Raw genomic sequence first — 11,525 nt, forward strand, 5'->3', positions numbered from 1 at the left:
GTTCTCGATCCCCAAAAAACAATGACGCGCATCTTATTCCGGCGAGCCCTGATGCGCGCGGCCGCATGGCTTTCCCTGCTCGGGCTCGTGGCCTTGGTGACGGCCTGCGGCAGCCTGCCGGCCGTCAAGCACATGCCGCCGACGCTGTCGCTGGCGCCCGACCCGACCACGCCGCTGGCCAAGGTGGTCGCGGCTTCCACGCCGCCCGACGAGCATTCCGGCTTCCGCCTGATGCCGCTGGGCGTGTATTCGCTCGACGCCCGCATCGAACTGGCGCGGCGCGCCCAGCGAACGCTCGACGTGCAGTACTACGTGATCGCCAACGACGGGGCCGGCGGCCTGCTGCTGCGCACGCTGAAGGAAGCGGCGCAGCGCGGCGTGCGGGTGCGGGTGCTGGTGGACGACCTCTACACCGCCAGCACCGACCAGATGCTGCTGGCCATGACGGCGACACCCAACATCGAGGTGCGGCTCTTCAACCCCTTCTGCTGTGCGCGCGGCAGCCTGGCGGGCCGCTTCGCCGCGTCGATCTTCGACATCTACCGGCTCAACCACCGCATGCACAACAAGCTCTTCATCGCCGATGGCGTGATGGGCGTGATGGGCGGGCGCAACATCGCCGACGAGTACTTCACGCTCAACAGCGCGCAGAACTTCATCGACATGGACACGCTGGTCGTGGGCAAGGTGATCGAGCAGCTCGCCAACATCTTCGACGCCTACTGGAACAGCGAAGAGGTCTACCCCATCGGCGAGATCGTGACGCCCTACGCCGGCCGCACCGTGATGGATAGCGATTTCGACGCGCGCGTCGGCATGGGCGCGCCGCCGCCCAAGGTCATCCTGCCGCCGACGGATGTGCTGGGCTACGGGCCGATCGGCGAAGAACTCGATGCGGGCCGCATCGGCTTGCTCTGGGGCGTGGCCAACGCGGTGGCCGACCCGCCGGCCAAGCTGCGTTCCATGACGCGCGACGAAGCCTTCGCGAGCAGCGTGACCGCGCGCTTCTGGCAGCGGCTGCTCACGGCCGAGAACCAGGTCGTGCTGACCTCGCCGTACCTGGTGCCCGGCGAGCGCGGGATGGCGGGCTTCAAGCAACTGCGCGACTGGGGCGTCGACGTGACACTGCTCACCAACTCGCTGGCCGCCAACGACGAGCCGCTGGTGCACAGCGGCTACGTGCGCTACCGAAAGCGGCTGCTCGAGGATGGTGTCGACCTGTACGAGCTGAGCCCGGCGCGCACCACGCGCAACAAGCGGCTCGGCCTGTTCGGCAGTTCGCTGGGGCGTCTGCATGCCAAGACGGCGGTGGTCGACAAGCACCTGGTCTTTCTCGGCTCGGTCAACCTCGACCCGCGCTCGGCCACGCAGAACACCGAACTCGGCCTGGCCGTGTTCAGCCCGCAGCTGGCGCGCGAGATGCTGCGCATCATCAACATCAGCAAGCTCGAGAGCGCCTACCGCGTGCGCCTCGACCCGAAGACCGGCCGGCTCGAATGGCTGTCGATGGACGAGGACAAGGAAATCGTCCTGCACAAGGAGCCGGAGTCGACCTGGCTGCAACGCCTGAAGATCAACATGCTCGGGCCGCTGGTGCCCGAGGATCTGCTGTAGCGCCGCGCCAGTTGCGGGGACTTCAGCCGCCGTGGAACCTGACCACCAGCGGCACGATCAGCAGCGCCACGATGTTGATGATCTTGATCAGCGGGTTGACCGCCGGGCCGGCCGTGTCCTTGTAGGGGTCGCCCACGGTGTCGCCGGTGACGGCGGCCTTGTGCGCCTCGCTGCCCTTGCCGCCGTGGTGGCCGTCCTCGATGTACTTCTTGGCGTTGTCCCACGCCCCGCCGCCGGTGCACATGCTGATGGCGACGAACAGGCCGGTGACGATGGTGCCCATCAGCAGCCCGCCCAGTGCCTTCGGCCCGAGCAGCAGGCCCACCAGGATCGGCACCACCACCGGCAGCAGCGACGGGATCATCATTTCCTTGATCGCTGCGCCGGTCAGCATGCCGACGGCCTTGCCGTATTCGGGCTTGGCCGTGCCTTCCATGATGCCGGGGATCTCGCGGAACTGGCGGCGCACTTCCTCGACCACGGCGCCGGCTGCGCGGCCCACGGCTTCCATCGCCATGGCACCGAACAGGTAGGGGATCAACCCGCCGATGAAGAGGCCGACGATCACCATCGGGTCGCTCAGGTTGAAGGTGATCGCCTGGCCGTAGCTCTCCAGCTTGTGCGTGTAGTCGGCGAAGAGCACCAGCGACGCGAGGCCGGCCGAGCCGATGGCGTAGCCCTTGGTCACGGCCTTGGTGGTGTTGCCGACCGCGTCGAGCGGGTCGGTCACCGCGCGCACGCTGGCGGGCAGCTCGGCCATCTCGGCGATGCCGCCGGCGTTGTCGGTGATGGGGCCGTAGGCGTCGAGCGCGACCACGATGCCGGCCATGCTCAGCATCGCAGTCGCCGCGACGGCGATGCCGTAGAGCCCGGCCAGCGTGTACGACACGATGATCGCGATGCACACGAAGATCACCGGCCAGGCGGTCGAGCGCATCGATACGCCCAGGCCCGCGATGATGTTGGTGCCGTGGCCGGTGGTCGAGGCCTGCGCGATGTGCCGCACCGGCTTGTACTGCGTGCCGGTGTAGTACTCGGTGATCCACACCAGCGCGGCCGTCAGCACCAGGCCCACGGCACAGGCGCCGAACAGCTTCATCGCGCTGCCCGTCGGGGCGATGGCGTTGTCGGGGATGAGCCACTGCGTGACGAACCAGAAAGCGATCAGCGACAGGATGCCTGCCACCGCCAGCCCCTTGTAGAGCGCCGGCATCACGTTGGTCATGCCCGGCGACGCCTTCACGAAGAAGCAGCCGATGATCGACGCGATGATCGACACGCCGCCCAGCGCCAGCGGGTACAGCACCGCGTTGACCGGCGCCGCCGCCACCATCAGCGCACCGAGCACCATGGTGGCGATCAGCGTCACGGCGTAGGTCTCGAACAGGTCGGCCGCCATGCCGGCGCAGTCCCCGACGTTGTCGCCCACGTTGTCTGCGATCACCGCCGGGTTGCGCGGGTCATCCTCGGGGATGCCGGCTTCCACCTTGCCCACCAGGTCGGCGCCCACGTCGGCGCCCTTGGTGAAGATGCCGCCGCCCAGCCGCGCGAAGATCGAGATCAGCGACGAACCAAAGGCGAAGCCGATCAGCGGGTTGAGCAGCGACGACAGGCTCTTGTCCGGCGTGAGATTGCCGTTGCCGACTAGGAACCAGTAGAAGCCCGTCACACCCAGCAGCCCGAGGCCCACCACCAGCATGCCGGTGATGGCCCCGCCGCGGAAGGCGACGTCGAGTGCCGGGCCGATGCCTTGCGTTGCGGCCTGCGCGGTGCGCACGTTGGCCCGTACCGACACGTTCATCCCGATGAAGCCGCAGGCGCCGGACAGCACGGCGCCGAGCACGAAGCCGACGGCAGTCGTCACGTCGAGAAAGATGCCGATCAGGATCGCCAGCACCAGGCCGACGGCTGCGATGGTGACGTACTGCTTGGCGAGGTAGGCCGCGGCGCCTTGCTGGATCGCCGCGGCGATCTCCTGCATGCGCGCGTTACCGGGGTCTTTCGCGAGGATCCAACTGCGGGCCCAGACGCCATAGGCCACGGCCACGAGGCCGCAGACGATGGCGAGGACCAGAGGGGTGTTGCCGATCATGCTTGCATCTCCATTCGTTCGTTGTGACTTGTGGAGACGAAAGCCCAACCCGGTGCGCAACGCGTACGGGTCGAGGCTTCCGTCGCGTTGCTTCCTCGAAGCCTGCGCCGTGGGCGGACACAGGCCGATTGGCCAACGGGCGCAATTTACAGGCAAATGTCACAACCTGTGCCATTCATTGCAGGTGCGGAAAGTAAACTTCGGGTTTCTCCGCATCCCGCCCCAACTTTCAAACGACAGCGACAACACCATGGCCTTCGACAAAGTCTCCCCCGGCAAGAACCTCCCCGATGCCTTCAACGTGGTCATCGAGATCCCGATGAACTCGGACCCGATCAAGTACGAAGTGGACAAGGAGTCGGGCGCGCTCTTCGTCGACCGCTTCATGACGACGGCGATGTACTACCCCGCCAACTACGGCTACGTGCCGCAGACCCTGAGCGGCGACGGCGACCCGGTCGACGTGCTGGTGATCGCCCCGTACCCGCTGCTGCCCGGCGTGGTCGTGCCCTGCCGTCCGCTGGGTATCCTGATGATGGAAGACGAGGCCGGTGTCGACGGCAAGGTGCTGGCCGTGCCCACCACCAAGGTGCTGCCGATCTACAGCCACTGGAAGTCGATCGACGACGTGAACCCGATGCGCCTGAAGGCCATCAGCCACTTCTTCGAGCACTACAAGGACCTGGAAGAGGGAAAGTGGGTCAAGATCCTCGGCTGGGAAGGCCTCGACTCCGCCAAGAAGGAGATCAGCGACGGTCTCGCGAACTACGGCAAGAAGTAAGTCGGCGATCCGCCGATGTCGGCCGAAAGGCGCCACCGTCTTCGCGGACGTGGCGCCTTTTTCACGCGGGGCTACATACCGAGGTAGCGGCCGGGTCGGTGGTTGATGGCCAGCACGATGTTGAGCGCGACCGCACCGAGGATCGAGTAGAACACGCGCAGCGGTTCGATCGAGACCAGCGCCAGCAGCACGATGGCGCAGTCGACGCCCATCTGCACCTTGCCGGCGCGCCAGCCGAAGCGGTCCTGCAGCCACAGCGCGAGCACGCCGATGCCGCCCAGGCTGCACTTGTGGCGGAACAGGATGAGAAAGCCCGTGCCGGTGATGAGCCCGCCCACGAGCGCCGCGTACACCGGCTGGAGCGAGGCGAACGCCAGCAGCTGCGGCTGCAGCGTCGTCAGGGCCGACAGCAGCGCGACCGCGATGAAGGTCTTGACCGTGAACGCCACGCCCATCTTCCGCCAGGCGAGCCAGTAGAAGGGCAGGTTGAGCACGAAGAAGAGCGGGCCGAAGCCGATGCCCGTCGCGTAGTGCAGCAGGAAGGCCAGGCCCGCCGTGCCGCCGGTCAGCAGGCCGGCCGTGGTGAAGAAGGCGATGCCGACGGAGATCAGCAGGGTGCCGCTCGCCACGGCGAGCGCATCTTCGGCGCGGGTGTGTTTCTGGGGAAGGGACTCGTCGGTGTCGGTGGCGGCGCTCATGGGAGAAGTGTCGCTCGTGCGGCGCGCTGGCGCGCTGCGCCAACGCAAGGTCGCGCGTCAGCCCTGCGACTTGAAGGGGCTGCGTTCGTCCAGGTGCTGCATGTAGTTCTCGATGCCTTCGCCCTCGCGCTCGAGGAAGCGCTCGACGGCATCGGCGAAGGCCGGGTGCGCCAGCCAGTGGGCGCTGGTGGTCTTCACGGGCATCAAGGCGCGCGCCATCTTGTGCTCGCCCTGCGCGCCGCCCTCGAAGCGCCGCACGCCGTGCTCGATGCACCAGGCCAGCGGCTGGTAGTAGCAGGCGTCGAAGTGCAGGCAATCGACACGCTCGAGTGCGCCCCAGTAGCGGCCGTAGGCCGCGACCGGCGCGGCGCTGTCGGCGCCGTCGACCGACAGGGCGATCAGGCTGGCGGCGATGGGCTTGCCGTTGCGCTCGGCGACGAAGAGCAGCCAGGCTTTCGGCAGTGTGTCGGCCATGCGCTGGAAGAAGTCGCGGCTCAGGTAGGGCGCGTTGCCATGCTCGCGGTAGGTGCGTGCGTAGCAGCGGTAGAAGAAGTCCCAGTCGGCGGCCGAGATGTCGCTGCCGCGGGCCCAGCGGAAGGTCACGCCGGCATCGGCGACCTTGCGGCGCTCCTGGCGGATCTTCTTGCGCTTGTCGTGCGAGAGGCTGGCGAGGAAGGCCTCGAAATCGGCGTAGCCCGCGGTGCCGTCGTCGGGCGGGTTCGACCAGTGGAACTGCACCGTGTTGCGCAGCATCAGGCCGTGGTCGGCGCAGGCGGCGATGTCCTCGTCGGCACCGAAGAGCAGGTGCAGCGACGAGAGCTCGGCCTCCTTGCAGAACTGCAAGAGCCCCTGCACCAGCAGCGCGCGGCTGTCGGCGTCGCGCGCCAGCAGGCGCGTGCCGGGCACCGGCGTGAAGGGTACGGCGACGAGGGCCTTCGGGTAGTAGGCGAGCCCGTGCTGTTCGTAGGCGTTGGCCCAGGCCCAGTCGAACACGTACTCGCCGTAGGAGTGGTCCTTGATGTACAGGGGGCAGGCCGCGAGCAGCGTCTTGCCGCGCCACAGCGTGGCGAACTGCGGCGTCCAGCCGTGTTCCGGCGTAGCGCTGCCGCTGCGGTGCAGCGCGTCGAGGTACTCGTGGCGCATGAAGGGGCTGGGCGCGGCCTGCATCGCGAGCAGGGCGTTCCAGGCCTCGGCATCGATCTCGCCGGGGGCCGCGTGGAGTCGGAGGACGGGCTGGGCCATGGGATGCTTCTCAGTGCTTCCGCGCGCCGAGGTATTCGGCGATGTAGATGCCACCCAGCACGAGCGCCAGCGCCACGGCGTGGTACGCCGACAGTGGCTCGCCCAGCACCATCACGGCGAGCAGCGGGCCGAAGATCGGCACCAGGTTCATGAACATCCCGGCGCGGGCCGGGCCGATCAGCGCCACGCCCTGCATGAAGGTCAGCTGCGAGATGAAGGATGGCAGCAGCCCGATGAAGAGCACCAGCCCCCAGCCCTTGGCGCTCGGCAGGTAGGACTGCCCCATCGCGATCTCCACGGCGACGAAGGGAAGCGAAACGACGGCGGCGACGGCGGCCAGCGCCGCGAAGAACACGATGGCCGGCACCGCGGGGCGCTGCCGCAGGCCGAGCGCGAAGCCGGCGTACAGCACGCAGGCGATGACGATCCATACGTCGCCGATGTTGAACTTCAGCGCCGCCAGCCGAGCCAGTTCGCCCTGCGAGGCGACGACCGCGATGCCGCCCATGGTCAGCACCGCGCCGACCACCTGCAGCCCCGTGATGCGGGTGCGGTAGAGGAGCAGGCTGCCGATCAGGACGAGCACCGGAATGGTGCCCTGGATGATCGCGATGTTGATGGCGGTGGTGTGGTGCGCGGCGGCGTAGAACAGCGCGTTGAAGCCGGTGAAGCCGAGCGCGCCCATCAGCGTGATGGAGCGCCAGCGGGGCAGCAGGCTGCGCCAGTGCGTCGCGATCTGCGTGCGCGACGTCAACGCCAGCGCGACGCAGCAGACGCTCCAGCGCAGGCAGGTCAGCAGCATCGGCGGGACCTCGCCGACCGCCAGCCGTGCCGCCACGGCGTTCGCGCCCCAGGTCAGCATGGTGAAGACGAGCAGGACGTAGGCCTGGCTGTTGAACCAGTGGAGGCAGGAACCGAGGACGGAAGAGGGACTGGAAAAGCTGGCGCGCATCGCAGGGCGAGCGTACCAGCGCGCCCGGGTGCGCGCTCCGCCTGCGCGGCATCGCACAAAGGCGGTGCGCAGCCCCGGGTGCGCGCTGGGGTATTCGCATCGAGGGACGTGGTGGGCGCGGGTATTGGCGTTACGCTATCGACCAACCGATTCAACGAAACCGCAGGACGACAAGCCCATGAAACTCATCACCGTCATCGTCAAACCTTTCAAGCTCGACGACGTGCGCGAGGCCCTGGCGGAAGTCGGGGTGTCTGGCCTCACGGTGACCGAGGTCAAGGGCTTCGGCCGGCAGAAGGGCCACACCGAGCTCTACCGCGGCGCGGAGTACGTGGTCGACTTCCTGCCGAAGATGAAGATCGAGGTCGTGGTCAACGAAGGCGAGGTCGAGCGCTGCGTCGAGGCGATCGTGAGCGCCGCCCGCACCGGCAAGATCGGCGACGGCAAGATCTTCGTCACCGAGGTCGAGCGCGTGGTGCGCATCCGCACCGGCGAAGAGGGCGAATCGGCCGTCTGAGCCCTGGGCTCAGAGCACTTCGGCCAGGCGGTCGCCGCCCGCGTGTCGGCCGGCTTCGTCGATCAGCGCTTCGAGCAGCGGGGCGGTCTCGGTGCCGCTGCGGATCAGCCCCATCTGCCAGTCGCCCATGAGCCCCTCGCGCACGCAGTTCGCGAGAAAGGCGAGCAGGCCGTCGTAGTAGCCGGCGCTGTTGAGGATGCCGACCGGCTTGTCGTGGTAGCCGAGCTGGCGCCAGGTCCAGACCTCGAACAGTTCCTCGAAGGTGCCGATGCCGCCCGCCATGGCGAGGAAGGCGTCCGCCCGCTCGCCCATCATGGCCTTGCGTTCGTGCATCGTGTCGACGATGTGCAGCTCGTCGCAGAGCGTGTTGGCGACTTCCTTGTCCACCAGGGCCTTGGGGATGATGCCGACCACGCGGCCACCGGCCTGGCGCGTGGCCTCCGCCACCGTGCCCATCAGGCCGGTGCGGCCGCCGCCGTAGACCAGCTGGCCGCGGCGTTCGCCGATCCAGCGGCCGACGGCCTCGGCCACGTGGGTGAATTCGGGGCGCTCGCCGGGTCGGGAGCCGCAATAGACGCAAATCGAGAAAGCAGGAGTCATGGTCCGATCATGCCGTGGCTGCGTGACGCATGCCGTTCAAAGGGGGGTGACCGCAAAGCGTTGCCAGAGCGCGGCCAGCCAGACAGCGCTGCACAGCAGGATCGACAGCAGCACTGCCGCGCTGCCCAGGTCCTTGGCCGTCTTGGAAAAACTGTGCCATTCGGGGCCGATGCGGTCGATCGCCGCTTCGATGCCGCTGTTGAGCAGTTCGACGATGAGCACCAACACGACCAGCGCCGCCAGCAGGGCCGTTTCGACCCAGCTGCGCCCGACCCAGAAGGCCGCCGGCAGCATGACGACGGCGCAGGCCACCTCCTGGCGGAAGGCGGCTTCCTTCCAGCCGGCGCGGAAGCCGTCCAGCGAAATCAGCGCAGCGTGCCAGACGCGGGCGAGGCCGCGCCGTGCCTTTTGCGGGTTGGCGGGGGCCGGGGCGCTCATCGGCGGCTCATGGGGCGGGAGGTGATGAGCTGCGTGCCGGCCCAGGCGTCGTGCCAGAACTGCTGGCGGGGATGGAAACGCGCCAGCAGCGCCCACACCACCACCCAGCCGCCGATGAGCAGGGCGGACTCGGGGCCCGACAACCTGAACGGTGCGATGGCCGCGAGCGGCGGCAGGAACCAGACCCAGCTCAACAGGTAGCGCGCCAGGGCCCGGCCCTGCGTGACGGGGCGGCCGGCACGGTCGACGATGCGGATGTTCCAGGTCTTCATCGCCAGCGTCTGGCCCTTGGCCCAGAACCAGACGAAGTACACGCCGAACACCACGAACAGAAAGGCCTGGAGCAGATGCCGGCGCGAATCCATGGCGTCGCGCATCTGACCGAGCGTGCTGAACAGCCAGCCCGCCATGAAGACGACGGCAAAGAGAAGCATGCCTTCGTAGAGCCAGCAGGCCATGCGGCGCCACAGCCCGGGTGTCGACATCGGCGGCGCGCTGGCCGGCCCGCCGGAGAGCGCGGCGGCAGGGGAACTCGGATTCATCGACGCAAGAGTGTCAGGGCGCTGACGACGGCGGCTCGGTCATGCCGCTGCGCGGCGGTGCCCCAGGCGCTGGTGCAACGGGTATCGGTGGCAGCATGACAGGCGCCGGGGCCAGCGCTTCGGCGGGAATGGAAGGTGTCGCGATCATAGGCGCTGGCGCCATGGCTTCGGCCGGCGGCGCCAGCTGGATGCGCGCGCTGTGCTGCCCCTTGGCGGCATCGGCGGGGAGGGGGGCCAGTTTCCGGGCCGGGACCGGCCGGATCGTGCCGGCCGCACCCGGGGGGCGCGGCGCGGCGCTTTCGGCCAGGCGCCGCTTTTCTTCAGGCGTCAGGGCCTGGTAGGCCTCCCACTTGGCCTTGCGTTCGTCCGCCGGCACCTGCTTGACTTCGGCGAAGTTGAAGCGCGCCTGGTCGCGCTGCTGTCGGCTCAGGGCGGCCCATTCCGTCATGCGGCTGTGCAGCGTCGCCTTGTCCGCGGGCGACAGCTTGGCGTGGTCGCGCGACAGGGCCAGCCATTTGCGCTTGTGGCCTTCGCTCAGTGCATCCCAGTGGGCGGCCAATGGCTGCAATGCCTGTTGCTGCTTGGCACTCAGGTCCCGCCAGAGTGGCTTGGCCAAGGGCTTGGACGGGGCGGCGACCGGTGCCGGTGCGAGCGACGGGGCCTGTGCGCGGGCGTGCGCGACCCAACCCGTGGCGCCGACCAGCACCAGCGCACCGATCAGCCATGCGGTCGCGCGCGGCGATCGCGATGGGCGGGCGGCATCGGGGGCACGGTCGAACGTCATCGAGAGGGCGTGGCGCAGGGGGCTGACAGGAAAAATGGAAGAGAAGCGATCAGCGGCTCGGGTTGCGCTCGGTCTTCAGAAATTGCGCGAATCCCGGGTCGGTGTAGGCGGCGGGGGGCAGGTCGTCGGTGAGGAGCGCGGCGTCGACCTCCGCCAGTTCCTTGAAGCGTTGATCCTCCTGCCAAACGCTGATGCTGACGAGCCCGACCACCAGGGCCACCAGCGGAAGAATGGCGCCGAAGCGGTTCCACCAGACGCTGCCAAGAACCGCTGCGCCACCCTGGCCGACCACCACGGCCGCTGGACGGTCGTTCTGCTTGCGATGGGCCACCGCCTGCGCGCGTGCCACGCGCAGGCGCTCGCCGATGTCGTGCGGCATCGCATCGGTGCCGGCGGACAGATGTGCGGCCACACGGCGGCCGAACTGCGCCTCTGCGGCATCGTTGGCGGAGGAAATCGAGCGGTTCATAGTGAAATTCCCTTGGCTTTGAGCGCTTTGCTCAGCGCATGGACCGCGCGCGAGCAATGGGTCTTGACGCTGCCTTCCGAGCAGCCCATGGCGGCCGCGGTCTCGGCGACGTCCATTTCCTCCCAGTAACGCATCAGGAAAGCCTCGCGTTGACGGCCCGGCAAAGCCGCGATCTGCTCTTCGATTTCGTGGAAGACCTGGGCGCGTCGCGTGGTGTCTTCGGCGCTCTCCGTTTCCAGTGAGTTCGTGGGCGATACGAAGTTCTCGAGCAGGTCGAAATCGCCGCTGTCGTCGGCGGGCTCGAAGTCGCTCAGGTTGGAGAACAGCGCGCGGCGCGTCTTCTGACGACGGAACCAGTCGAGCGTGCAGTTCGAGAGGATGCGCTGGAACAGCATCGGCAGCTCGTTGGTCGGCTTGTCGCCGTAGTGCTCGGCCAGCTTCATCATGCTGTCCTGCACGATGTCGAGCGCCGCTTCCTCGTCCCGCACGTGGTAGACCGAGCGCTTGAAGGCGCGTCGCTCCACACTTTTCAGGAAATCGGACAGTTCTTTTTCGGTGGCCAAGGACAGGGGCGCATCAGGCGCCTGAGGGAGTGCTTTCCCCCGCGGGGAGGGGGTCGTTCTTGTCGCCTCGAATTATCGCATCGGCCCCTTCCGTGGTATGGCCGCCACGACCGACGAGGCGAGAGTGCCATAATCCGCGCTGCAATTCACACAGGCAAACGGGTCACGGTCCGGCGGAACATCAGTCCGCCCATGGCTTTGGCCTCAAGTTCCGACGCGGTCTCACAAGGGCT

At 67.9% G+C, this 11,525-nt stretch carries 13 protein-coding genes; 3 read left to right on the plus strand and 10 right to left on the minus strand.

The window, feature by feature from the left end; translation table 11 throughout:
- The first annotated feature begins 21 nt into the window (after positions 1-21).
- Entirely contained in the window at positions 22-1,614 is a 1,593-nt protein-coding gene (locus N8A90_RS20095) for a phospholipase D family protein (protein WP_262076800.1), read from the plus strand.
- 22 nt (positions 1,615-1,636) lie between these two features.
- Here the strand turns inward: N8A90_RS20095 and N8A90_RS20100 are convergent, their stop codons facing one another.
- The gene (locus N8A90_RS20100) at positions 1,637-3,706 is read right to left on the minus strand and encodes a sodium-translocating pyrophosphatase (protein ID WP_262076801.1); all 2,070 of its coding nucleotides are present in this window, start codon (positions 3,704-3,706) and stop codon (positions 1,637-1,639) included.
- Positions 3,707-3,956: 250 nt separating this feature from the next.
- Between N8A90_RS20100 and ppa the strand changes: the two genes are divergently transcribed.
- The gene (gene ppa / locus N8A90_RS20105) at positions 3,957-4,487 is read left to right on the plus strand and encodes an inorganic diphosphatase (protein ID WP_262076802.1); all 531 of its coding nucleotides are present in this window, start codon (positions 3,957-3,959) and stop codon (positions 4,485-4,487) included.
- A 71-nt stretch (positions 4,488-4,558) separates the two neighbouring features.
- Here ppa and N8A90_RS20110 read toward each other — a convergent pair whose 3' ends face one another.
- From N8A90_RS20110 to N8A90_RS20120, 3 genes are read right to left on the minus strand one after another with little or no spacing between them, the layout of a single operon-like run.
- The gene (locus N8A90_RS20110; protein WP_262076803.1) at positions 4,559-5,185 is read right to left on the minus strand and encodes a YitT family protein; all 627 of its coding nucleotides are present in this window, start codon (positions 5,183-5,185) and stop codon (positions 4,559-4,561) included.
- A gap of 57 nt (positions 5,186-5,242) precedes the next feature.
- On the minus strand, positions 5,243-6,427 hold the full coding sequence (locus N8A90_RS20115) for a GNAT family N-acetyltransferase (RefSeq protein ID WP_262076804.1): 1,185 nt from the start codon (positions 6,425-6,427) through the stop codon (positions 5,243-5,245).
- Positions 6,428-6,437: 10 nt separating this feature from the next.
- Positions 6,438-7,379, minus strand: coding sequence for a DMT family transporter (locus N8A90_RS20120; RefSeq protein ID WP_262076805.1), 942 nt, complete (start codon positions 7,377-7,379; stop codon positions 6,438-6,440).
- Between the two features lie 178 nt (positions 7,380-7,557).
- Between N8A90_RS20120 and N8A90_RS20125 the strand changes: the two genes are divergently transcribed.
- A complete protein-coding gene (locus N8A90_RS20125; protein ID WP_262076806.1) occupies positions 7,558-7,896 on the plus strand; it encodes a P-II family nitrogen regulator in 339 nt (112 codons plus the stop codon).
- A 9-nt stretch (positions 7,897-7,905) separates the two neighbouring features.
- On the opposite strand, the gene N8A90_RS20130 is transcribed toward N8A90_RS20125, so the two are convergent.
- Genes N8A90_RS20130 through N8A90_RS20155 form a run of 6 tightly spaced genes read right to left on the minus strand, consistent with a single transcriptional unit; the run spans position 7,906 to position 11,292 of the window.
- Complete coding sequence (locus tag N8A90_RS20130; RefSeq protein WP_262076807.1) at positions 7,906-8,496, minus strand: TIGR00730 family Rossman fold protein; 591 nt, start codon at positions 8,494-8,496, stop codon at positions 7,906-7,908.
- A gap of 36 nt (positions 8,497-8,532) precedes the next feature.
- Positions 8,533-8,934, minus strand: coding sequence for a diacylglycerol kinase (locus N8A90_RS20135; protein ID WP_262076808.1), 402 nt, complete (start codon positions 8,932-8,934; stop codon positions 8,533-8,535).
- Positions 8,931-9,476 (minus strand): RDD family protein, encoded by a 546-nt coding sequence (locus N8A90_RS20140; protein ID WP_410087715.1) that lies wholly within the window; start codon positions 9,474-9,476, stop codon positions 8,931-8,933. The genes N8A90_RS20135 and N8A90_RS20140 overlap by 4 nt, the downstream gene beginning before the upstream one ends.
- Before the next feature lie 13 nt (positions 9,477-9,489).
- Complete coding sequence (locus N8A90_RS20145) at positions 9,490-10,260, minus strand: DUF3106 domain-containing protein (RefSeq protein ID WP_262076809.1); 771 nt, start codon at positions 10,258-10,260, stop codon at positions 9,490-9,492.
- Between the two features lie 49 nt (positions 10,261-10,309).
- Positions 10,310-10,729 (minus strand): DUF3619 family protein, encoded by a 420-nt coding sequence (locus N8A90_RS20150; RefSeq protein WP_262076810.1) that lies wholly within the window; start codon positions 10,727-10,729, stop codon positions 10,310-10,312.
- A complete protein-coding gene (locus N8A90_RS20155; protein WP_262076811.1) occupies positions 10,726-11,292 on the minus strand; it encodes an RNA polymerase sigma factor in 567 nt (188 codons plus the stop codon). The genes N8A90_RS20150 and N8A90_RS20155 overlap by 4 nt, the downstream gene beginning before the upstream one ends.
- Between the last annotated feature and the right edge of the window lie 233 nt (positions 11,293-11,525).

It is taken from the genome of Variovorax sp. N23 (assembly GCF_025486315.1).
In the GTDB taxonomy this organism is placed as follows: domain Bacteria; phylum Pseudomonadota; class Gammaproteobacteria; order Burkholderiales; family Burkholderiaceae_C; genus Variovorax.

Bases quoted from the DNA above. Each gene is read 5' to 3' on its own strand.
- N8A90_RS20095 (WP_262076800.1), top strand. From the start codon at position 22: ATGACGCGCATCTTATTCCGGCGAGCCCTGATGCGCGCGGCCGCATGG.
- N8A90_RS20100 (WP_262076801.1), bottom strand. From the start codon at position 3,706: ATGATCGGCAACACCCCTCTGGTCCTCGCCATCGTCTGCGGCCTCGTG.
- ppa (WP_262076802.1), top strand. From the start codon at position 3,957: ATGGCCTTCGACAAAGTCTCCCCCGGCAAGAACCTCCCCGATGCCTTC.
- N8A90_RS20110 (WP_262076803.1), bottom strand. From the start codon at position 5,185: ATGAGCGCCGCCACCGACACCGACGAGTCCCTTCCCCAGAAACACACC.
- N8A90_RS20115 (WP_262076804.1), bottom strand. From the start codon at position 6,427: ATGGCCCAGCCCGTCCTCCGACTCCACGCGGCCCCCGGCGAGATCGAT.
- N8A90_RS20120 (WP_262076805.1), bottom strand. From the start codon at position 7,379: ATGCGCGCCAGCTTTTCCAGTCCCTCTTCCGTCCTCGGTTCCTGCCTC.
- N8A90_RS20125 (WP_262076806.1), top strand. From the start codon at position 7,558: ATGAAACTCATCACCGTCATCGTCAAACCTTTCAAGCTCGACGACGTG.
- N8A90_RS20130 (WP_262076807.1), bottom strand. From the start codon at position 8,496: ATGACTCCTGCTTTCTCGATTTGCGTCTATTGCGGCTCCCGACCCGGC.
- N8A90_RS20135 (WP_262076808.1), bottom strand. From the start codon at position 8,934: ATGAGCGCCCCGGCCCCCGCCAACCCGCAAAAGGCACGGCGCGGCCTC.
- N8A90_RS20140 (WP_410087715.1), bottom strand. From the start codon at position 9,476: ATGAATCCGAGTTCCCCTGCCGCCGCGCTCTCCGGCGGGCCGGCCAGC.
- N8A90_RS20145 (WP_262076809.1), bottom strand. From the start codon at position 10,260: ATGACGTTCGACCGTGCCCCCGATGCCGCCCGCCCATCGCGATCGCCG.
- N8A90_RS20150 (WP_262076810.1), bottom strand. From the start codon at position 10,729: ATGAACCGCTCGATTTCCTCCGCCAACGATGCCGCAGAGGCGCAGTTC.